Source organism: Halalkalibacter sp. HAAS-P014 (assembly GCF_056619965.1).
The window spans coordinates 1-19,685 of the sequence record NZ_JBWQTV010000025.1 but is presented as its reverse complement, the minus strand read 5'-3'; the positions used below and the strand labels follow the sequence as shown (position 1 = coordinate 19,685).

Genomic DNA, 19,685 nt, shown 5'->3' with positions numbered 1-19,685 from the left:
ATCAGAACAAAGCGCCAAACTAAAAAATTTAGCACAACTGATGGTTCTCCTCCATTCGTAGAGCTTTAGCACTGTGTGGCATAGGATGTGTATCCAGCTGCATTAAAAACCACCTTATGTCGATGGTTTCTGTTGACCCATTGGCGTCTTTGGACGTTTTTGGGCAGCAGCGTATCTCCAGCACAGGAGCCTCACCTAACGAGGTATTATTCATTTGTATACTTTTTATTAAAGCAAGAAGTTTCCTCAAGGAAAAAGATTAGCCTCACACAAATTATATGTCGCATACGCAAATTCGTGAGCAGATTAAGCCTTCTGCTTGAAATGTAAAAAAGACACCTTCTAGGAATGAAGGTGTCTTTTGCATAGCAAATAAAGGCAGTATCTACCCAATAACAAATATGTTAAAAGTACAGACACAGCAAATAAGCCTATCAACTTCCTCCATTCGTAGAGCTTTAGCACTGTGCGGCATAGGATGTATCCAGCTACATTAAAAACCACCTTATGTCGATGGTTTCTGTTGACCCATTGGCGTCTTTGGACGTTTTTGGGCAGCAGCGTATCTCCAGCACAGGAGCCTCACCTAACGAGGTATTCAATTAGCAACATTTATGAGCTTACATGAGGTGCTTCTAATTGTCAACAGTTATTGCATTAGAAGTTTGCAGATCCCATTTATGAACAGTAAAGTTAGCATTTTTTGAAGAACTAAAACAGACTGTTCGATTATTAGGCATAGGAAATATACGGGAAGTAAACGTTTCTTGGCCTTCATTAATAAAGATTTCGATTGACGATGTATCAATGTACACGCGCATAGTCCGTAACTCCTCAAGTGTGCACTCTCGTCTTTCAGTTGTCCCATCTACATAACTTTTCCGCTCAAATGTAAAAACCTTTCGTTCTGAAGAATAGATCATCCTTGCTCCGTCAGCTACTGCTATTTCTAGCCAACCGTCAGAAACCGCTATGTTTTCTAACTGGAGTTCTATCGGTTTTCCATTTATTCCCTGTAGTTCTTTACTCTCTTTTTGCAATTCAATCGATTCCTTAAACTCTACGCCTGCTCTAAGCGATACGAGCTCTTCTACTGGGATCTGGTGAAGTTTGCCGTTAACCAATCTCAACTCTCGGGGAATGGTCATATTATGAATCCACTTATAGTCAATGGTCGGATGAGAATCTTCGTTTTGATCGGGTACAGCCATCCATGCAAATAAGAGTCTGCGCCCCTTCTGGTCAACTGTCGTTTGGGGAGCATAAAAGTCAAAACCTCGGTCAATTTCATCAAATTCTCCATGAGAATATACACCTGTCTCAGGCGTAAAATCGCCAATAACATACCCCGCCTGATACACATTTTGATAACGCATTCCCTGCGGTTCAATTCCCTGTGGAGAAAACACTAAGATATCTTTACCGTCAAGCGAAAATAAGTCTGGGCATTCGAACATATAGCCAAAATCAGCAAGTTTTCCCTCACCGCCCCCAGCTATAATTCCTACATACTCCCACTCTTGTAAATCAGCAGACTTCATTAAGGCTACGGCACCCTTTAAATCTTCTGTTTGAGCACCAACGACCATAAAATACATTCCATCCTGCTTCCACACTTTCGGATCGCGAAAGTGCGCAGTAAATCCCTTCGGTAAGTTCACAACCGGTCCTTTCTTCTCAAAATGAATCCCGTCTTTGGAAATAGCTAAACATTGATACGTTTCTCGATTCCCCTGTTCATCCTTAACATTCCCTGTATAAAAGACATAAATTTCTCCCTCATGCTCAATCGCACTCCCAGAGTAACAGCCGTTTTTTTCATACCATTCAGATGGTGTAAGAGCTATTTCTTCATGCTTCCAATTTATGAGATCCTTTGAAGAATAGTGCCCCCAAAACTTAGCTCCATGACCAGTCTTAAAAGGCATCCATTGATAATAAAGGTGATACGTTCCATTGTGCTCAATAAAACCGTTCGGATCATTTAATAAGCCTACTGGAGGCATCAGGTGAAATTGCTGCCTATAAGGGTCTTGTTCTACAAGTTGATGATGATCTTCAATCTCTTTGTAGGCAAGTTCTCTTAATTCCTTATCTGTCATAAGTTACTGGTCTCCCTTTGCTAAGCGTTTGTTTACATCTTCTAATGTCGGAAGAGCTGTCATAGCACCCTTTGTAGAAGCTGCTAAAGCACCTGAAACAGACGCAAATTCTGCCATTTTCACTGCTTCTCCCACTGTTATCAAACGAATATCTCCTTCATATTCATTTAAGCAATATAACATCCCAGAAACAAAGGCGTCACCTGCACCTGTTGTATCTACTGCTGTTATTTCCATAGCCGGAACATGGCTGCTGGCATTAGATGTATGTACATAGCATCCGCTTGCTCCCATCGTAATAATCATTAACGGGATGTTATACTTTTTCATCTTTTGAACGCCTGCTGCTACATCTTTTTGTCCTGTTATAAATTCTAATTCTTCTTCGGAGATTTTAAGAAAATCAGTATGAGCTAACATACTCTCAATTGTTTCTTTAGCATTTTCCTTAGAGTCCCACAGCCCCAAGCGTAGATTCGGATCATAAGAAACAATCATGCCATTTTCCTTTGCCAGTTTCACTGCGAATTGAGTCGTATCCTTTGCAGGGTTGCTAATCATCGAAATCGATCCAAAATGAAGAATTTTATGCTCTGCAAAATCAACTTTATCTATATCGTTTACTTCGAGAAAACGGTCAGCGCTTGGATCGATATAAAAATCAAAGCTTCTTTCTCCATCTTCAGCATTCGTAACAAACGCAACACCTGTCTTTGTTTCTGAAGTAAATCCAATTTGATTCACTCTCACCCCGAAGTCCTCTAATGTTTCATGTAAGAACTGCCCTAAAACATCGTTTCCTACCTTACCTAAAAATGTTGACTTTGCCCCTAATCGAGAGACTCCCACTGCCACATTAGCAGGTGCTCCTCCAGGGCTTTTTTGATAAGTACTGTTGCTTTGATCTAGTGGAATAAAATCTATGAGTGCTTCACCTAATGAAATAATACCCGTTTTCACTATATTTCCTCCTCAATCGTGTATCTAGATAGTAAGGGGGCGACTTAGTACAAAGCCCCCTTTGTGTCATCCATTATTTTGCTTCTTCATCCCAACCTAAAAGGAGTGTTGCCGTAAACGCTCCTACAATGGCAATTAGAAATCCAATTAAATAATTTAATGGATCTTGCGCAATCGCAAACATCGGAACACCCGTTAAGCCGATTCCATTAGCAGCTACTTGAGTGAATACGACATACGCTCCTCCTAAAGCTCCACCTATCGCAGCCCCGATAAATGGACGGCGATACTTTAAGTTAACACCAAAAATAGCTGGTTCCGTTACACCAAGGAATGCTGAAACTGCTGCTGGCATGGCAATTCCTTTTGTTTTTTGATTCTTTGTTCTAAAAAATACAGCTAGAGTTGCACCACCTTGTGCCACATTGGCCATCGCCCAAATCGGCAACAAGTAATTTGCACCTACATTCACTAACAACTCGGCTTCAATCGCATGGAAACTATGGTGTACTCCTGTCAGAACAATCGTTGAGTAAAGTCCCCCAAAGATTAGCCCCGCGATCGGACCTGCTGTATTGTATACAACATCTAAAACAGTCGTAATTCCATTACCTAAAGCTCGACCAATCGGACCAACTACCAACAAAGCGACAAAACCTGTTAAGATAACGGTTAAGAAAGGTGTCGCTAGTAAGTCGATTACGTTTGGAATAACTTTTCGCAACCCTTTTTCGATTTGAGCCATAAAATAGACTGTTAATAATACAGGGATTACAGTCCCTTGATATCCAAGCATTTCAACATTAAATCCAAGAAAATTAAGCATTTCCGGTTCTGCATTAGCTAACCCCCATGGATTCAGTAATGCAGGGTGAGTCATGATTCCTCCAATAACAGCTCCAAGAAAAGCATTTCCCCCAAATTCTTTTGCTGCACTAAACCCTATTAAAATCGGCAGTATGATGAAGGCCGCTGATGAGAACATATCTAGCATAACCACTATTCCACTCTCTGGGTCTACCCAATTATAGGTCGTCATTAATCCTAAGAGCCCCATCAGCATCCCAGCGGCTACAATTGCCGGGATAATCGGAACAAATATATTTGATAGAGTTCGAGCAAACCGAGCGAACGGATTCATCTTTCTCTTAGCCACATCACTATGAGAGCCTCCTTTGTTAGAATCTTCCTCCATAGAAGCTCCAACAAGTGGGCCAAAGTGTTGATAGACTTTATTAACGGTTCCCGTCCCGAAGATAATTTGAAATTGTCCAGAACTAGAGAAAGCCCCTTTCACACCATCTAATTCCTCGATAGCTCCTTTGTCAACTTTGCTTTCATCCTCTATTACAAGACGTAATCGAGTAGCACAATGTACAGCACTTATCACATTATCTTCCCCACCCAATAACGTAACAAGCTGTTTGGCGACTTCAATATGGTTCATAATATAATCCTCCCTATTAGTAGCATTACTAGAATTGGTACCTAACTCCGTATCTATTTCCACAAAAAAAGACCTAAAACACATAAGGATTCTCGGTAGGTAAAGATAGACGCCCTACCAATGTCGTCCTTATATATTTTAGGTCTTGCCTGCTTCAAACAGTAACAATCCCACAGTATGAAATTATGTTTATATATTATAGCATGTAAACGTTATCGTCAACAAAAAAATACAAATTTCGACTCTTAGCTTAACAATCGTTGAATGTGCAAGGCAATGTAAGCTACTTCCGAACTTGGAAATTGTACATCATACTCTTTACTTAAATAATCTAACGTCACCTTTGAACATTCAAACGCATCTTTGTATTTTGTTTTAATTAACTCTAACATATCTTGATCAATCGACTCGAATTGATCACCTTGTTCAATTCGGTTTAAGGCAAAACGCAGATGCGAAATTAACCTTTGGTAATCGATACTAGACTCTTTAATTTTTTTGCCGGCAAATATCTCAATCTGTTCAACAAAATCTCTTAAAATAGATGCTTGTTTTAGCGATTCACTCATAGAAGGTGCATCAATTTTAGCTGTATGTAGGTGTAATGCAATGTGCGCAACTTCATCTTCCGGGATATCAACGCCCACTTTCTCTTCTATCAGTTGCTTAGCCCATAAACCAATCTCGTACTCCTTTTTATATAACATTCTAATTTCATTCAAAAGTTTATTTCTTACAGGGATCCCTTGTTCAAGCCTTTCAATAGCGAATGAAAGGTGGTCGGTTAATGCGATATGTATATGGTCACTTAACGGGGCCTTCAAGTGCCCTTCGGCATAACTGATAATATCCTCTGCAATCTCAATATGAATCTCTGGTAATGTTGATAATAATTGTTGAAATTTCTCTGAAGATGCATCTCGTAACACAAAAATCTTTTCAATTTTGTTTTTCGGGACAATATCATTTTTTTTCTTTTGAAAAGCAATTCCATTCCCCATTACAATTTTTTCATGAGGGCCATCAACAACAACTACGGCATTATTATTCAATATTCTAAATATGCGCATTTGACACCTCCTTACCATTTTTCATGACTTCTATCTTATCATAAATTAAAAATATACTGGCTTCAAAAAGAAGTCCAGTATATTTTAACAGACTCACCTGCAGGGTTAGCACCCAACTGGTTTAAGTCTGAAGAGGTATAAAAGGCTAACGATGTTTATACACATTTGTCGCACCAATTTAATCATAACTGATAATAGTGATGTTTTTAAAATCGTAAGCATTCTATCTCCTCCTTGTTCTAAGGTTTTCCTAAGAACAACAGATTTATTTATTTTCTCTAAACACCTCATGATTTTTTTGTTAACTTATCTCGGTCTGGTGCTTGAGGTGGCCGTTCAAGCCAGCCATTTTTGATCATTAAATTCGCACCATCTTCGGCATAAAATGAAATTTCCATTGATAATCGAGCATATTTTAAACCGATATCCTTTCTCGGACTTGCTGCCATCGCAGCCCCGTAATTTCCAACTCCAGCTGCAATCATAGCTATCACATGAAAGAGCATGAGCTTATCTGAAAAGGGAGAAACTGTTGACTCTGTTATGGCAGTATCCCACGGACTCGGAATAGGGACATCATTCGATTCAAGAATTTGACCAAAAACGGCGATTTGTTTTTCAGCAATTTCTTTCCCTCTAAGAATATATTGGCGTAACTCATGCGAGTCACACACTTGCGCAAAAGCAATCATCAGATTTTTCCCAATTAGATTTGTTTGAATATTGGTGAAAAGATGAGTTATTTCAACGGAATTAATCGTCCTTTGCTTTCCAAACATATTTCCTAAATATTTTTGATCCGTAATAAATGACACCTCTTTTGGCATCGGAATATAGGGCGCACGATTATGTATGCCTTTTTGTAAGGAAATGTTCTTTATATGACAATGTAATTCCGTTGAATCATTAGCGACTTTGCGAAAAAATTGAACAATATCAGCTCGACTAGCTGTGCTAATAGCAAGACTCCCTGCTGTCATCCCTAAAATGGTCATATGTTGAAGATAAAACAAATAATAGAGATCCGAAAATAAACGTGGAGCCCCTATATTAATATCCTTTTCAGTAAAACCTATAGGAGTAGGAAAGCCTTCTTCCTGAAATAGCTTTGTTAGGAACGTAAGGTGATCCGTAGCTTGTTTTAGCGCCTCTTTTAGAACCGTTTGAACATCTTCATCTTCATTATTATTCAAGAAAACAGAAATCACTTGTTTAGTAGCCGAATCATTTATGTACTGAGTCCATAAGCTTGTCATCTCAGCCGATGTTAACCTCATCTCAGTTTTATCATACAAGATACACACCCCCTATTCTGTGTATATCTTACCCAAAAACCGCTACAATTATTTGCCATTCGTTAGAGTTATCATTAAAAGGAGATGGCTTAATGCAGCCATCTCCTTTTAATCTTAAACTTATTTATAAAAAGTCACCTTATCTAACCTACTCAACCGTAACACTTTTCGCTAGGTTACGTGGTTTATCAACGTCACAATCCCGATGAAGAGCTGCATAATAAGAAATCAGTTGCAATGGGATTACTGTGACAAGTGATGTTAAATATTCGTGCACTTTTGGAACAACAAATGCATCACTGTTTTGCTCTAATCCTTCCATGCTAATGATACAAGGATTTGCTCCACGTGCAGCGACTTCTTTTACATTCCCTCGAATACTTAAGTTGACATGTTCTTGTGTTACAATAGCAACAACCGGAGTCCCGTCTTCAATTAGAGCAATTGTACCGTGCTTCAGCTCACCACCAGCAAATCCTTCTGCTTGAATGTATGAGATCTCTTTTAATTTAAGAGCTCCTTCTAAACAAACAAAATAATCAGCAGCACGCCCGATGAAGAAACAGTTCCGTGAAACTGAGAGGTAATCACGAGCAATATGTTCTAATGCTTCTTTTTGATCACAAAGGGTTTCCATTGCGTTTGCAACAATTCCAAGCTCTTGGATTGGATCAAAATCTAACTCAATTCCTTTTGCATTAGCTGTATCAACAGCAAGTAGCGTTAACACCGCCATTTGTGCTGTATATGCTTTTGTAGAAGCGACAGCAATTTCTGGGCCTGCATATGTGTGCAAGGTAAAATCAGCTTCACGAGATAGTGTTGACCCTGGTACATTTGTAATCGTTAGAGCCTTGTATCCTTTTTCCTTCACTTCGACAAGAACGCCACGAAGGTCTGCTGTTTCACCACTTTGTGAAATAAAGATAAAGAGTGGGTTTTCTGATAGAAGTGGCATATTGTACAGGAATTCACTTGCAATATGGACTTCAACTGGACGACCAGCAATTTTTTCAATTAATTGTTTTCCGACAAGACCAGCATGATAGCTAGTTCCTGCAGCAATTATATAAATACGGTCAGAAGATTTCATCGCATTACGAATATTTTCATCAAGACGAACCGTTCCGTCTTCATTCTGATACTTTTGTACGATATTACGAATGACAAATGGCTGCTCATCGATTTCTTTAAGCATGAAGTGAGGATAAGTCCCTTTTTCAATATCACTTTCATCCAATTCCGCTGTATAAGGCTCACGAGACATCACCGTTCCATCCAAAGTCTTGATTGTCACCTTATCACGTGATACTAAAACAATTTCTTTATCCATAATTTCAACAAACTGATTTGTCACTTTTAACATCGCCATCGCATCAGAAGCAATAACATTGACTCCTTCACCAACACCGATTAAAAGTGGACTCTTGTTCTTGCCAACATAAACGATATCAGCATTTTGTTTGTCGAGAAGAGCAATTGCATAAGAACCTTTTAATAAGGATAATGTATGACTGAATGCATCTTCTACGCTTTTACCGTCTTTTACAAAACGGTCAACAAGTTGAACAATAATCTCTGTATCCGTGTCGCTTTGAAGATCAGTAGCTACCAAATAGTCACTCTTTAGTTGCTCATAATTCTCGATAACTCCATTATGAACTAGCGTGAATCTAGCTGTTTCACTTTGATGTGGGTGAGCATTTGTACGACTTGGTACTCCATGCGTTGCCCAGCGTGTATGGCCAATCCCGACCGTACCACTAACTGAATGATCTACAACATTACGTAAAGAAGCAATTCTGCCTTTTTCTTTATAAACATGAACACCCTCATCATTTGCTACTGCAATACCAGCTGAGTCATAACCACGGTATTCCAATTTTTCTAGACCATGTAATAAAATTTCTTTTGCATCTTCTGACCCTATATATCCAACAATTCCACACATAAAATAATTACCTCCCGAAGTCGGGGGCAAGCAACCTGAGGGCAGACTTGCCCCCACTCTCTTATTTTTAGAAGGCATGCTTACTTCTAGCTTTGTGCAAAGAGTTGCCTCTTCGTTTTACTTAGAAGTCTAACGGTTGTCATGCTACAACCGGAGGGCATCCGCCGAACATTCGATACTCCCTCTCCTCGTCAACTATACGATGTATAGTTCAGGCGCTTTTTACTGTGAGTTTCTTACAATCCTCCTCTCAAATATTGACTTGCTTAATCATACATTACGAATAATCAATCGTCAATTACAAGTAAATATTTTACATCTCTTTTTGAGAGTGGCAGCTCTTAATAAAAAATATGCATAAGCAACATGTTGTGTGCTGCTTATGCAATAAATCATTTCTATTTTAAACCCATTTCCTCTTGTACCACCTGTACAATCTTATCTATATACTCATCACAAAGTTCTTTTGTTTTTGCTTCAATCATAACGCGAACAAGAGGCTCTGTTCCAGATGGACGAACGAGCACACGCCCTTCACCAGCCATTTCTGCTTCCACTTCTTTAATCACAGCACTCACTTTTTCATTTTGTGTTACAGCATGTTTATCTGTTACGCGAACATTAACTAGTTCCTGTGGGAATGTTTCCATTTCTGAAGCGAGCTTCGATAACGGCTTATTGGTAGCTTTCATAATATTCACAAGCTGCAAAGCAGATAATAGCCCGTCACCTGTAGTAATGTGGTCTAAAAAGATAATATGGCCCGATTGCTCACCACCAATATTGTATCCACCTTTTCTCATTTCCTCCATTACATAGCGATCGCCAACTGCTGTTTGCTTTGTTTCAATACCTAACTCTTCAAGCCCCTTATAAAAACCAAGATTGCTCATCACTGTTGATACAACAGTTCCATGCTTTAACCAACCTTGCTCTTTCATATATTTCGCACAGATGAACATAATCTTATCGCCATCAACAATGTCGCCATTTTCATCAACTGCAATTAAGCGGTCTGCATCTCCGTCAAATGCAAGACCCACTTGCGCTCCCTTTTCAATGACAAAAGCTGAGAGGGCTTCTGGATGTGTTGACCCACAATTTTCGTTAATATTGATACCGTTTGGCGAAGTTCCCATCGTAGAGATGTCTGCCTCTAAATCTGCAAATAAATGAGGTGCCAGAGAGGAAGCTGCTCCATTTGCACAATCAAGGGCAATATGGATCCCTGAGAAATCCTCTTCAACTGTTTGTTTTAGATATTGAAGGTATTTCTGACCACCTTCAAAATAATCATTTGTGATACCAAGAGCACCTCCGGTCGGTCTCGGTAATTCATCTTCGCTCTCTAATAGGCGTTCAATTTCCTTTTCCTGATTATCTAGTAGCTTAAATCCATCAGGGCCAAAAAACTTGATTCCATTATCAGGAACCGGGTTATGCGAAGCAGAGATCATTACACCTGCATTAGCGCTCAAAGCTTTTGTTAAGAATGCGACTCCAGGAGTTGAAATAACCCCTAATCGCATCACTTCTGCTCCAATTGATAAAAGCCCTGCAACAAGCGCACTTTCGAGCATTTCTCCTGAAATACGTGTATCTCGCCCGATCACAACTCGAGGTTTCTCGGTATCTTTTGTTAAAACATATCCACCCATTCTCCCCAATTTAAAAGCTAACTCCGGGGTAAGTTCCGTATTTGCAACCCCTCGCACACCATCAGTACCAAAATAATTTCCCATTATTCATTCTCTCCTTCAAACAACTCATCACCAGGTTGTGATGTAATAGTAATTGGAATTGTATTTTCAATTAAACTGAAGCCGACATTAGCAGGCCCATTAATTTGTATTTCAACTTCGTGCTCACCAGCCGATAAATTACTTACATCTACGAACGCTTGAATATCCGTTAGTTCTAACCTTTCAAGTTGTTCTTCTGAACCTCTTGCAATAGCCGTTATTTCCTTCGTTTCGCTACCATTAAACGTTACATCCTCATTCTCACGTTGACCAACAACTTCAACTGGAATTCCACTAATCTCCACCGTTTCTTCCTCTGTAACCGTAATATCGAGCGTTACAGTCTCCGGTGACACACGTTCGACACCTGGTGGAGTTGGTACATTCACCTCTAGCGTTTGGTCTTCTGTTATTTCACTCATGTCTAATGGACCCACTTCAACTACATTCATTCTGTCGATCACATCAGTCGAGCCATAGACGGTTACCTCTTCAGGTTCCATTCTAATCTCATTAATACTTACCCCTTCTGGTAACTCCCCTTCTCGAACAATTTTTAATGGAATCGTCCGGTTAGGGCTCGTAACAGGCACCTTTACATCAACAACTTGAGGATCTACTGAAAGTGTTAATTCATTTCCATTATCATCATAAATCTTCACTGGTGTCGTTTCCTCAATTGTTTTATCAGCTCCTGCTACATCGACATAAGCTTTTACTTCACTTATTTTCGCAACTACACTTTTCGCTGCCGTTACATCAACATTTAATGGTGATACAAGTGGTGTTCCAACAGTATACCCTTCCTCAACTTCACCCGAGTTAATAATATCTACTTGTACTGGGAACGAGACGGTTTGTTTCTCTTCTAATTCAACTCGAACATATTGTGGTACAACAGATACACTTAAGTCATTTGGGAAATTACGATGCTCAACACTTAACGTATGAACACCTTCTCCACGATCCCTAACATCAACAAACACTTCGTAGGAAGGTCTTGTTAATTGAAATAATGTTAATGAGCTTTGTGGCCCTTTCAAATTCACTTGAACATGTTCTGTTTGGTCAATGATCGCATAATTGTCTTCATCATATAGAACATTTAACTCAACATCTTCAAGAGTATAAGAAGCCTGTGTAATAGCTGGCAAAACACCCGGTTGAGAAGCCATATCGTCAATATTCACCATTGTAAATAGCATTAACGCAATAAAAAAAGAGATAATTTTAACAAACCAATGGCTGTTGAACAATTTATCCATTTTTCTTCCCTCCCCACTGCCAACGTGAAGTGGTTGTTTGCTTGCTTTCTGTTAGAAGCTCTCGTTCCAATAGAGTACGAAGCTTCTCCTCATCAAGATCTCTATGTAACTCACCGTTTTTCGTTAATGAAATACTTCCCGTTTCTTCAGATACAATAATCGTTATGGAATCTGTGACTTCACTTACTCCAAGAGCAGCTCTATGTCTTGTCCCAAGCTCTTTTGAAATAAAAGGATTTTCTGATAACGGCAAATAACAAGCAGCAGCCAAAATCGTATTTTCTTTTAAAATCACAGCCCCATCATGTAGTGGTGTATTAGGAATGAATGTATTGATAAGCAACTCCGAAGTTAACTTGGCATTCATTTGTATTCCTGTCTCCACATAATCCGTCATTCCAGTTTCTCTTTCTAACGTCATAAGAGCTCCGATCCGTCGCTTTCCCATATAGGAAGAAGCTTTCACAATGGCGTCAATAGATGTTTTAACAGAATCGTCTTGAGGAACTGTTCTGCTTGAAAAGAAACGCCCTCTTCCTAACTGTTCTAGCGCACGTCTAAGCTCCGGCTGGAAAATAATAATGATAGCTAACAGTCCATATGTAAATGTTTGATTCATTAAAAATTCCAGCGTACGCAGTCCCAAAAACCTACTAAGAAACCAAATCGCTAATATGACGGTAATCCCTTTTACTAGCTGTACTGCCCTAGTCCCACGTATAATCATGATCGCCTTGTACACGACATACGTAACGAGCAAAATATCAACAATTTGCCCAATATAATTGAGCAAACCAACTTCTGCGAGTGAAAACATGGCTCTTCCTCCAAACCATTAAGACATGCATCTAAAGAGATCTATGATCTAGACCTCTTTTTTCCTTGACCCATTATATCACAGTCTAGGAACAAAGTAGAATTCTACACTGTTAGAGATCTTCAATTCATTGACGATTAACCTCAGCAAGGTTTACACGCCTGCTATGACCGACACAGCAGGCGCGTAACATGAGGACTCATCCTCTTTATTCATTCGAGCTCTCATTACCTGTAATTGCAATGACTTCTCTAAAAAAGCTCTTAATATTGTACCATGCCCATTCTAATGCTTGATTCAGCTCTTTAATTTCACCCGATACATGACCAGTAGATGCATAATAGGCTTCACTATTTACCAAGAGTACATTCCCTTGCACCTCACCATCTACTTTCAATAGTCCATTTCGAACGACTAAATCGCCTTCAATCACTTCTCCTTCAGGCACAACAACTTCTCCATTTTCCTGGTCTATTTGAACTTTCCCTGATCCCGTAACTGCCACTTGCTCACCAGTCGTATTCCAAAGAGATGTAACACTTCCAAGCATAAGCAATATAAAAATAGCTGCAGAAACAAGAATTGGATGTTTCCTCGTCCATTGTTTCCACTTTGACACTTGCTTTCGTTCAGGTAAATTAGCCATCACCTTGTCAGTAAAGCCTTCAGGTGCTTCTATATGAGATGCGCTCTGTACAAAGGCTATTACCTTCTTTAACTCATGAAAGTGTTGTTTACAAGAAGCACAGTTTTTAAGATGTCGGTCTAATTGTTTCTTTTCTTCTTCTGACGCACGAGAATCAACTACTTTTTCGATTAACTCTTCATAGTGCTGTTCACACTTCATGCTAAACACCCCTTTCTATACATGACGCATTCTCTTTCTAAGAGCTTCTCTGCCTCGATGAACTCTAGTTTTAACCGTTGCAGGAGGTATATCAAGGATATCGCTTATCTCATTAATCGATAAGTCTTCTATATATTTTAGAATGATCGCTGTACGGTATTTGGGTGGTAGTTGATTAATCTCAGATTGTACCCATTGCTGCATTTCTATTGCTACTACCTGGTCATCAGGACGTTCTTCATCAGCTGCTAACTGCGATTCAACTGTCAACCCTTCTGACCCTCTCACCTGGTCTTGTAAATAGAAATCAGGCTTTTTCTTTCGTAAGCGATCAATGGCTACATTGGTCGCAATACGAAACAACCAAGTTGAAAACTTTCGATTATTATCAAAACGGTCAAGGTTCGTATAGGCGCGTAAAAAAGCTTCTTGCGCCACATCTTGTGCTTCATGAATATTTCCAACCATGCGATAGGCTACCTGGTATACTTTATCTTTATAAAGATCAACAATCTCTGCAAAAGCCTGTTGATTCCCTTTTTTCACTTCTTTAATTAACCTTCTTACAATTGTATCCATATAAATACCCCTGCCTAGATTCAATCTATCTTCATTTACGGATGAATAGTGATGAAAGTTTCAAAATACAACTAAAAATAGGAATTACATCCTATATAAATCTATCATAACATGATTTTATGTTTCACTTCTTAAAAAATAGGGTATTAAAATAATACTTAAGGCCAAGCTTATGAGGTAATCTTATAAACTTACTATTAAACTCATTCTCTTATAAGGATGTGATTAAATGGATTTGAAAGAACAACTTATTCTTAGAGAAATTGAACGATACAGAGATTTATTAAATAAAAAGGCGAAAACTATTCCTCTCCATTCACAAGAGATTATACAGCACAGTCAAAAGCTCGACGAACTCCTCAATGAGTACGAATTAAAATTAAAAGAACAAATGACGATCAAACAATAAATCAAAAGAAAAAAGCCATAGATAGTAAATCTATGGCTTTTGATATCAATATGTATGGTGGAGCCTAGCGGGATCGAACCGCTGACCTCCTGCGTGCAAGGCAGGCGCTCTCCCAGCTGAGCTAAGGCCCCATTGGAGCGGAAGACGAGATTCGAACTCGCGACCCCCACCTTGGCAAGGTGGTGTTCTACCACTGAACTACTTCCGCATACATGTAGAAATGGTGAGCCATGAAGGACTCGAACCTTCGACCCTCTGATTAAAAGTCAGATGCTCTACCAACTGAGCTAATGGCTCTTGCAGTTATTCCGTTGAAGGATTTCACGATGCTTACGGACGATGTTGCGCTCCGGGGTCCTACCTGTTCTTTCCTCTTCTAATAACGCTCTGTTGCTTGCTGCGTCAGAACAACTCGTTGTTGTTCAAGTAGCCTTGCTCGTAACTGAGCTAATGCCTCTCAAAAAGAAAAAAATCGATCATTAACTCTACTTAGAGCAATCATCTAAAAAAAAAAAAAAAATGGCTGGGCTAGCAGGATTCGAACCTACGCATGACGGAATCAAAATCCGTTGCCTTACCGCTTGGCGATAGCCCAGTGATGGTGGAGGGGGACGGATTCGAACCGCCGAACCCGGAGGGAGCGGATTTACAGTCCGCCGCGTTTAGCCACTTCGCTACCCCTCCACGAAACAAAACGATGCCGGCCAGAGGACTTGAACCCCCAACCTACTGATTACAAGTCAGTTGCTCTACCAATTGAGCTAGGCCGGCATATGGTGGAGGATGACGGGATCGAACCGCCGACCCCCTGCTTGTAAGGCAGGTGCTCTCCCAGCTGAGCTAATCCTCCAGTTTGGATGTAAGAGGTAAGATGTTGGAGGTTAGAAAAGTCTTCTTCTAACTTCTCACTTCTAATCTCTATCTTCTAGAATGGTGACCCGTACGGGATTCGAACCCGTGTTACCGCCGTGAAAGGGCGGTGTCTTAACCGCTTGACCAACGGGCCATTTCTTACTGACAAAAAATATTATACCGAAAGAAAAAGACAATCGCAAGTCCTTTTTTTTAAAAAAAATTAGGTTTCTCACCTCTTGATTATACGAACATACATTCGTTATAATAATAGAAAAAGCCTGAGGTGATGAATGATGAATGACCACAAACCCATGTACTCTCGCGAAGAGCTAGTAACGCTTTTAGACTATGTACAGCATAAAGCAAAAATAGAGACAAAAATCCAAGTTGCTGAATGTATGCTCGATTATGGAATAGATAAAAAACTCGTTGGTGCTATAACAGGCTTAACATCTAAACAATTAACGAGTCGCACACGAATCATTTGAACATAAAAAGAGGTAGTCTCGAGTTAGATGAGATAGCCTCTTAATTTAAATTTCCCACTACTTCTAAGTTCAAAACCAGCCTTTGGGGGCAATACCTTTTTGCAATACACACTATTTATTATAAGTATAATAATGATTCACCAGTTCATTCATAACCCAGTTCGTTCTTGCGCCTGTTAAACCGTTACTAAGGCATTGATTACTTCCTTTTCCAGTTAGATCGGCGATAATCGTTTCTATAAGAGGTTGATGCACGTGTTGTGGTGGATCAAAACTCCATTGCTTTGTCCCGTTTACTGTCGTTAATACAACGGGTTCGTTACTGAAAGTCGAAAATGTGATTTTCCCTTCACTACCGACAATTTCATTTATTTCGATATTCTCAAAAGCAGTAAAGCACCACTTTCCAATACCGTGAACACCCGACTCAAAAAGATAACTTCCTGTGACGATATCTTCTGCTCGGTAATGTCCCGCTTGGTTTGAAGCAAACCCTTGAGCAGATTTAATAGGTCCAAGTAAAAAGTCTAATATGTCGAACGTGTGGCTTCCTAGATCATAAAACAGTCCACCTCCTGGCAAATCGGGTTGAACGCGCCATGGGGGGGTTTTCGAGTCGATCTCATCCTTTTTCGCTTGTTCGTAGTGAGTCGTTGTGACAAACCGAACGTCTCCAATTGCCTTTTGCTCTAATAACTCTTTTATTTTCAAAAATCTCGGATGTGCTCTGCGATAGTAAGCTACATAAAGAGGAACTCCAGCTTCTTCACATGCAGTGATCATTTCTTGGCATTCAGCGTAATTTCGTGCCATAGGTTTTTCTACGTATACCGGTTTCCCAGCTTGCGCTACTTTCAGTGTGTATTCTTTATGTGAGCTTGGTGGTGTTGCAATATAAACAGCATCAACATCAGGATCTTTAATGAGTGCATCAGCATTATCGTACCACTTTGCCACATTATGTCGCTTCGCATAGTCTTTTGCAAGCTCTCCTGTTCGACGCATTACAGCAACCAATTCTGAGTTGTTAATCTTTTGGAATGCAGGTCCACTTTTCACTTCTGTCACATCCCCACATCCGATGATGCCCCAACGAATATTATTTAATTTCATTTTATGATCCTCCATCTTTTTAAACAATATGATCTAGTATAAACTTTTTCACTTATTCTACAAAGAAAACATGCATATAAAAGGGCTTTCATTAAAAAACTCACAGAAAAAAGTCGATTTATGCCGTATAATGGAGGACAGTTTATTAGAAGAGGAGAACAACATATGAATTTAATGAGAAAGTTACTTTTGGGATTTTTTAGTGTCATCTTATTATTAGGGATCATGACGTCCATTACTTACCTTCAATTTAATCAAGTTGATGATGAATACGGTCACGTGATTGAAGATCGTTCAGGAAAAATACGTTATGCGACCTATTCTATTTTTGAAACTTATAAACAGCAGGTTGCTCTACAAACATACTTAAATAGTGAAAGTGAAGATGAGTTACATAATTATTTAGCTGCTCGAGATGAATTTCAAAAAAATATCGGACTAATCAGGGAACTAACAGATCAAAATGAGGAGTTAGAAATCATTGATCAAATGGTAGAGGCAGAAGAACAATACTACCATATCGCCGAGCGAATGCTTGCTTATAAAAATGAAAATAATGAAGAGGGTTATTTACGTGTAATAGAAGAAGAAGCTGATGTCCTAAATCAGTTGTATGCTGCAGCAAGAGATTTATTATTTTTACAACAAGATAATTTAGAGCACTCTAGCAACAAACTTTCTGAAGAGGTTGCGAATACAGTTCAACTAATAGTAGTAATTAGTCTTCTTGCTATTGTAATTGGCGTTGTTGTAGCTATTTTCCTCAGTAGACATATTTCAAAAAATGTGCGACTTGTTTCAGCTTCAGCTGAAGAAATTGCTAACGGGAATCTCTCAATTGAAAACATTAAAATAAAAAGTAAAGATGAAATCGGTCAACTTGCGCATTCTTTTAATAAAATGACTGAAAGTTTAAAAGAGATGAGTCAGCAAGTGAGCCAAACATCTGAACAGGTTGCCGCCTCCTCGGAACAATTGCTTGCTAGTGCCGAAGAAAACAAAGCAGCAACAAACCAAGTAGCCACTTCGATTACAGAAGTTGCAACAAGTGTAGAAGTTCAAGGAAAAAATACAGAAGAGAGTGCTCGAGGTGTAGGTGAAATTACAACAGGAATTGTACGAATTGCAGACAATGCTTCAATGGTAGCCGAGTCATCAATGGAAACAATGAAACAAGCAGGTTTAGGAAATGATTATATTCAACGAGTTGTACAACAAATGAACACGATCTCAAAAGCAAATTCAGAAACAAATCATGTCATTCAAGAGCTTGAGAAAAGATCAACTGAGATTGGTAAGATCATAGAAGTGATTACTGATATAGCTGATCAAACAAACTTGTTAGCTCTTAATGCAGCAATCGAATCAGCTCGTGCCGGTGAACATGGTAAGGGATTCTCTGTTGTTGCTGAAGAGGTACGAAAACTTGCAGAGCAATCAAGAGAGTCAGCAAATCAAATTTCAGATATTATTCAATTTATACAAGCAGATACATCTAGAGCAGTTGATATGATGAATAAAGGAAACAATGAAGTTACAAATGGAATTGATTTAGCTGAAGAAACAGGTAATACATTTGGCCAGATTGTGAATTCGATAAATACATCAAATGCTCAAGTACAAGAATTGTCTGCGATTTCTGAACAAATGTCTGCAAGTGTAGAAGAAGTAAATGCTGCGATTGAAGAAGTTTCAGAACTTGCCAAAGTATCTTCAGATAGTGCAAGGGAAATCTCAGCTGTTACCGAGGAACAGCTAGCCTCAGCCGAAGAAGTTTCAGCTTCAGCAACATCTTTAGCAGATTTGGCAGAAGAATTAAGAGAACTATCAGGAAAGTTTAGAGTGTAGAAAAATAATATATAAAGAGCCTTTCCAATACATTATGGAAAGGCTCTTTTCACCCCAATAAAACATTTAGAAAAAACAGTAAAGTCCGAGTATCTCTTATGCATACAGCTCCAGAAAATGAACACTACGTCTCAACAGAAAAAACGGAAGTTAATTAATTTTGACCTTTTCTGATTAGTTCATTTTTTAATTGCTCGTTGTTGTTCATGTGTTAACGACAATACCCGAAGCAAGTATCCTAGTTGTTTTTCTCTATTGCCTCTTGTAATTTTCTTACGTCATTTTCACTATGCCGTAGATTGACGCTATGATGTTTCTTAATACTTGAGAATCATGAACAACTCCTTTTCGCTTTTCAGACACACAAAAAAACGCCCGTATCATTTACGGTGCGTGGGTTTTCACTATTCGAAGCTTCCAAGCGGACTTGAACCGCTGACCCCTACCTTACCATGGTAGTGCTCTACCGGCTGAGCTATGGAAGCAAAAAAAATGGCTCCACAGGTAGGACTCGAACCTACGACCGATCGGTTAACAGCCGATTGCTCTACCACTGAGCTACTGTGGAACGGTGTGTGCCTGGCAACGTCCTACTCTCACAGGGGGAAGCCCCCAACTACCATCGGCGCAAAAGAGCTTAACGACCGTGTTCGGCATGGGAACGGGTGTGACCTCTTCGCTATAGCCACCAGACTATATGGTATTTTCTCCGAAAATACCTGAGATGGTTCTCTCAAAACTAGATAATGCTTTTATAGAAACAATTGTCACACTTCGTGAAGTATGACGTCAAGAATCATTTATTGGATAAGTCCTCGACCGATTAGTATCTGTCAGCTCCACGTGTCGCCACGCTTCCACACCAGACCTATCAACCTCATCATCTCTAAGGGGTCT

Annotated in this window: 15 protein-coding genes, 10 tRNA genes, 2 rRNA genes and 2 riboswitches; of the genes, 3 read left to right on the top strand and 24 right to left on the bottom strand. The window is 39.4% G+C overall.

Annotated elements, in window-relative coordinates; genetic code table 11:
- Window positions 1-43 precede the first annotated feature (43 nt).
- A riboswitch (M-box (ykoK) riboswitch) is annotated at window positions 44-210 on the bottom strand.
- A gap of 225 nt (window positions 211-435) precedes the next feature.
- Window positions 436-601, bottom strand: a riboswitch (M-box (ykoK) riboswitch).
- A 34-nt stretch (window positions 602-635) separates the two neighbouring features.
- From AC1FXZ_RS19510 to sigW, 11 genes are all read right to left on the bottom strand, one after another.
- Window positions 636-2,102 carry a glycoside hydrolase family 32 protein gene (locus tag AC1FXZ_RS19510; RefSeq protein WP_480056778.1) on the bottom strand — a complete coding sequence of 489 codons (1,467 nt, stop codon included), beginning with the start codon at window positions 2,100-2,102 and terminating at the stop codon, window positions 636-638.
- A 3-nt stretch (window positions 2,103-2,105) separates the two neighbouring features.
- Window positions 2,106-3,062, bottom strand: a complete 957-nt coding sequence (locus AC1FXZ_RS19505; RefSeq protein WP_480056776.1) for an aminoimidazole riboside kinase — start codon at window positions 3,060-3,062, stop codon at window positions 2,106-2,108.
- Between the two features lie 73 nt (window positions 3,063-3,135).
- A complete protein-coding gene (locus tag AC1FXZ_RS19500) occupies window positions 3,136-4,509 on the bottom strand; it encodes a sucrose-specific PTS transporter subunit IIBC (protein WP_480056774.1) in 1,374 nt (457 codons plus the stop codon).
- Window positions 4,510-4,754: 245 nt separating this feature from the next.
- Window positions 4,755-5,579, bottom strand: a complete 825-nt coding sequence (locus AC1FXZ_RS19495; protein ID WP_480056772.1) for a PRD domain-containing protein — start codon at window positions 5,577-5,579, stop codon at window positions 4,755-4,757.
- Between the two features lie 287 nt (window positions 5,580-5,866).
- Window positions 5,867-6,874 carry a DUF3231 family protein gene (locus AC1FXZ_RS19490; protein ID WP_480056770.1) on the bottom strand — a complete coding sequence of 336 codons (1,008 nt, stop codon included), beginning with the start codon at window positions 6,872-6,874 and terminating at the stop codon, window positions 5,867-5,869.
- Window positions 6,875-7,022: 148 nt separating this feature from the next.
- A complete protein-coding gene (gene glmS, locus AC1FXZ_RS19485; RefSeq protein WP_480056768.1) occupies window positions 7,023-8,825 on the bottom strand; it encodes a glutamine--fructose-6-phosphate transaminase (isomerizing) in 1,803 nt (600 codons plus the stop codon).
- A gap of 398 nt (window positions 8,826-9,223) precedes the next feature.
- A complete protein-coding gene (gene glmM, locus AC1FXZ_RS19480; protein ID WP_480056766.1) occupies window positions 9,224-10,567 on the bottom strand; it encodes a phosphoglucosamine mutase in 1,344 nt (447 codons plus the stop codon).
- The gene (locus tag AC1FXZ_RS19475; RefSeq protein ID WP_480056764.1) at window positions 10,567-11,832 is read right to left on the bottom strand and encodes a CdaR family protein; all 1,266 of its coding nucleotides are present in this window, start codon (window positions 11,830-11,832) and stop codon (window positions 10,567-10,569) included. Before AC1FXZ_RS19475 ends, glmM begins: the two co-directional genes overlap by 1 nt.
- A complete protein-coding gene (gene cdaA / locus AC1FXZ_RS19470) occupies window positions 11,825-12,649 on the bottom strand; it encodes a diadenylate cyclase CdaA (RefSeq protein WP_480056762.1) in 825 nt (274 codons plus the stop codon). The genes AC1FXZ_RS19475 and cdaA overlap by 8 nt, the downstream gene beginning before the upstream one ends.
- 208 nt (window positions 12,650-12,857) lie before the next feature.
- Entirely contained in the window at window positions 12,858-13,496 is a 639-nt protein-coding gene (locus AC1FXZ_RS19465; protein WP_480056760.1) for a zf-HC2 domain-containing protein, read from the bottom strand.
- A 15-nt stretch (window positions 13,497-13,511) separates the two neighbouring features.
- Window positions 13,512-14,075, bottom strand: coding sequence for an RNA polymerase sigma factor SigW (gene sigW / locus AC1FXZ_RS19460; protein ID WP_480056758.1), 564 nt, complete (start codon window positions 14,073-14,075; stop codon window positions 13,512-13,514).
- A 229-nt stretch (window positions 14,076-14,304) separates the two neighbouring features.
- Here sigW and AC1FXZ_RS19455 point away from each other — a divergent pair, with 229 nt between their 5' ends.
- Entirely contained in the window at window positions 14,305-14,484 is a 180-nt protein-coding gene (locus tag AC1FXZ_RS19455; RefSeq protein ID WP_480056756.1) for a Spo0E family sporulation regulatory protein-aspartic acid phosphatase, read from the top strand.
- Window positions 14,485-14,539: 55 nt separating this feature from the next.
- Here AC1FXZ_RS19455 and AC1FXZ_RS19450 read toward each other — a convergent pair.
- From AC1FXZ_RS19450 to AC1FXZ_RS19415, 8 genes are all read right to left on the bottom strand, one after another.
- Window positions 14,540-14,615: transfer RNA gene (locus tag AC1FXZ_RS19450), tRNA-Ala, on the bottom strand.
- 2 nt (window positions 14,616-14,617) lie between these two features.
- Window positions 14,618-14,692, bottom strand: a tRNA-Gly gene (locus AC1FXZ_RS19445).
- Between the two features lie 13 nt (window positions 14,693-14,705).
- Window positions 14,706-14,781, bottom strand: a tRNA-Lys gene (locus tag AC1FXZ_RS19440).
- Window positions 14,782-15,004: 223 nt separating this feature from the next.
- A tRNA-Gln gene (locus tag AC1FXZ_RS19435) sits at window positions 15,005-15,079 on the bottom strand.
- A 4-nt stretch (window positions 15,080-15,083) separates the two neighbouring features.
- A tRNA-Tyr gene (locus AC1FXZ_RS19430) sits at window positions 15,084-15,168 on the bottom strand.
- A gap of 14 nt (window positions 15,169-15,182) precedes the next feature.
- Window positions 15,183-15,255: transfer RNA gene (locus tag AC1FXZ_RS19425), tRNA-Thr, on the bottom strand.
- 3 nt (window positions 15,256-15,258) lie between these two features.
- A tRNA-Val gene (locus tag AC1FXZ_RS19420) sits at window positions 15,259-15,334 on the bottom strand.
- Window positions 15,335-15,415: 81 nt separating this feature from the next.
- Window positions 15,416-15,490, bottom strand: a tRNA-Glu gene (locus AC1FXZ_RS19415).
- 142 nt (window positions 15,491-15,632) lie between these two features.
- Between AC1FXZ_RS19415 and AC1FXZ_RS19410 the strand changes: the two genes are divergently transcribed.
- Complete coding sequence (locus AC1FXZ_RS19410) at window positions 15,633-15,827, top strand: hypothetical protein (RefSeq protein WP_480056754.1); 195 nt, start codon at window positions 15,633-15,635, stop codon at window positions 15,825-15,827.
- Window positions 15,828-15,938: 111 nt separating this feature from the next.
- Here the strand turns inward: AC1FXZ_RS19410 and AC1FXZ_RS19405 are convergent, their stop codons facing one another.
- Window positions 15,939-16,940 (bottom strand): Gfo/Idh/MocA family protein, encoded by a 1,002-nt coding sequence (locus AC1FXZ_RS19405; RefSeq protein WP_480056752.1) that lies wholly within the window; start codon window positions 16,938-16,940, stop codon window positions 15,939-15,941.
- A gap of 165 nt (window positions 16,941-17,105) precedes the next feature.
- Between AC1FXZ_RS19405 and AC1FXZ_RS19400 the strand changes: the two genes are divergently transcribed.
- Window positions 17,106-18,788: a methyl-accepting chemotaxis protein gene (locus AC1FXZ_RS19400; protein ID WP_480056750.1), complete on the top strand. Its 1,683-nt coding sequence runs from the start codon at window positions 17,106-17,108 to the stop codon at window positions 18,786-18,788.
- A 412-nt stretch (window positions 18,789-19,200) separates the two neighbouring features.
- Here AC1FXZ_RS19400 and AC1FXZ_RS19395 read toward each other — a convergent pair.
- The 4 genes from AC1FXZ_RS19395 to AC1FXZ_RS19380 all read right to left on the bottom strand — a co-directional run.
- A tRNA-Thr gene (locus tag AC1FXZ_RS19395) sits at window positions 19,201-19,273 on the bottom strand.
- Window positions 19,274-19,281: 8 nt separating this feature from the next.
- Window positions 19,282-19,356, bottom strand: a tRNA-Asn gene (locus tag AC1FXZ_RS19390).
- A 9-nt stretch (window positions 19,357-19,365) separates the two neighbouring features.
- Window positions 19,366-19,481, bottom strand: a 5S ribosomal RNA gene (gene rrf / locus AC1FXZ_RS19385).
- 110 nt (window positions 19,482-19,591) lie between these two features.
- Window positions 19,592-19,685, bottom strand: a 23S ribosomal RNA gene (locus AC1FXZ_RS19380); the annotation flags it as partial.

What these genes read in the sequence shown, in the direction of transcription:
- AC1FXZ_RS19400 (WP_480056750.1), top strand. Translation starts at nt 17,106, where the DNA reads ATGAATTTAATGAGAAAGTTACTTTTGGGATTTTTTAGTGTCATCTTA.
- AC1FXZ_RS19410 (WP_480056754.1), top strand. Translation starts at nt 15,633, where the DNA reads ATGAATGACCACAAACCCATGTACTCTCGCGAAGAGCTAGTAACGCTT.
- AC1FXZ_RS19455 (WP_480056756.1), top strand. Translation starts at nt 14,305, where the DNA reads ATGGATTTGAAAGAACAACTTATTCTTAGAGAAATTGAACGATACAGA.
- AC1FXZ_RS19405 (WP_480056752.1), bottom strand. Translation starts at nt 16,940, where the DNA reads ATGAAATTAAATAATATTCGTTGGGGCATCATCGGATGTGGGGATGTG.
- glmS (WP_480056768.1), bottom strand. Translation starts at nt 8,825, where the DNA reads ATGTGTGGAATTGTTGGATATATAGGGTCAGAAGATGCAAAAGAAATT.
- cdaA (WP_480056762.1), bottom strand. Translation starts at nt 12,649, where the DNA reads ATGTTTTCACTCGCAGAAGTTGGTTTGCTCAATTATATTGGGCAAATT.
- glmM (WP_480056766.1), bottom strand. Translation starts at nt 10,567, where the DNA reads ATGGGAAATTATTTTGGTACTGATGGTGTGCGAGGGGTTGCAAATACG.
- AC1FXZ_RS19465 (WP_480056760.1), bottom strand. Translation starts at nt 13,496, where the DNA reads ATGAAGTGTGAACAGCACTATGAAGAGTTAATCGAAAAAGTAGTTGAT.
- AC1FXZ_RS19500 (WP_480056774.1), bottom strand. Translation starts at nt 4,509, where the DNA reads ATGAACCATATTGAAGTCGCCAAACAGCTTGTTACGTTATTGGGTGGG.
- AC1FXZ_RS19510 (WP_480056778.1), bottom strand. Translation starts at nt 2,102, where the DNA reads ATGACAGATAAGGAATTAAGAGAACTTGCCTACAAAGAGATTGAAGAT.
- AC1FXZ_RS19475 (WP_480056764.1), bottom strand. Translation starts at nt 11,832, where the DNA reads ATGGATAAATTGTTCAACAGCCATTGGTTTGTTAAAATTATCTCTTTT.
- AC1FXZ_RS19495 (WP_480056772.1), bottom strand. Translation starts at nt 5,579, where the DNA reads ATGCGCATATTTAGAATATTGAATAATAATGCCGTAGTTGTTGTTGAT.
- sigW (WP_480056758.1), bottom strand. Translation starts at nt 14,075, where the DNA reads ATGGATACAATTGTAAGAAGGTTAATTAAAGAAGTGAAAAAAGGGAAT.